Origin of the sequence: Actinosynnema sp. ALI-1.44 (assembly GCF_001984155.1) — a bacterium.
Taxonomy (GTDB): domain Bacteria; phylum Actinomycetota; class Actinomycetes; order Mycobacteriales; family Pseudonocardiaceae; genus Kibdelosporangium.
Window position 1 is genome coordinate 360,071 of the sequence record NZ_MTQO01000049.1, and the last position, 960, is coordinate 361,030.

General features: G+C 68.5%; 1 protein-coding gene. It reads right to left on the bottom strand.

Annotation, left to right across the window (positions count from 1 at the left end; translation table 11 throughout):
• Positions 1–25 precede the first annotated feature (25 nt).
• Positions 26–940, bottom strand: coding sequence for a TauD/TfdA family dioxygenase (locus tag ALI144C_RS31610; protein WP_083753592.1), 915 nt, complete (start codon positions 938–940; stop codon positions 26–28).
• Positions 941–960: the final 20 nt, after the last annotated feature.

Here is a 960-nt window from a genome sequence, read left to right on the forward strand (position 1 = left end):
GCCGGTGCCGGATCACCCGACGCGATCAGGCTGACGCCTCCCCCATCGCCACCGCGATCTTCCGTGGCCCGGTGAACGGTTCACGGCCGTGCGCCACGGACATGTTGTCCACGAGCAGCAGGTCGTCACGCTGGTAGTCGAACCGCGTGGACGCGGACCGGTAGCACTGGCGGAGGTGGGCGACCACGTCGTCGGGGATGACGCCACCGTCGCCGTAGTACGAGTTCTGCGGGAACCCGTCCGGGCCGTAGATCTCGGCGATGCCTTCCCGCACGTCCTCCGGCAGGCTGCTCTCGTGGAAGATCACGACGTGGTTGAACCACACCGGCATCCCGCTCACCGGGTGTTTGTGCACCGCGTCGCGGACGGCTTCGGTCCGCAGCCCGTCGGTCCCGATCCACTTCGGAGTGATCCCGCCGCGGGCGCACTGCCGCTCCACTTCGGACCGGTCCTCGGTGGAGAACGCGGTCCACCAGCGCAGCCCGACGTCCTCGCCGAAGTTGCGCACGACCATCCACCGGCGGCGTTCGAACTCCGCACGCACCTCCGGGTCGATCAGTTCGTACACCTGGCGGACCGAAGCCAGCGGGGTCGCGCCCTGGGTGAGCGGCGGTTCGACGCAGTGGAAGAACAAGGTCAACGGCCACACAGCCTGGTACGACATCTCGTTGTGCAGCGGGATCTCCTGCTGCTGCGGGTAGGACGTGGACGTGTAGACCTTGCCCTTGATCACGCTGCGCGGTGAGGACTGCTCGGTGTAGGTCAGCGGCTCGCCGGAGAACGCCCGCACGGCGGCCTCCAACCCGTCCGCACCGCCGACGTCGAAGCCGCGCAGCAGGATCGCGCCGTGCTCGACGATCTGGGCGCGAAGCGTGTCCCTGTCGCGCCGAAGCCGGTCCACGGCCGGGCCGGAACCCTCGACGATGTGTGCGAGTGTCATCATCGGTCCTTTCCGGACGG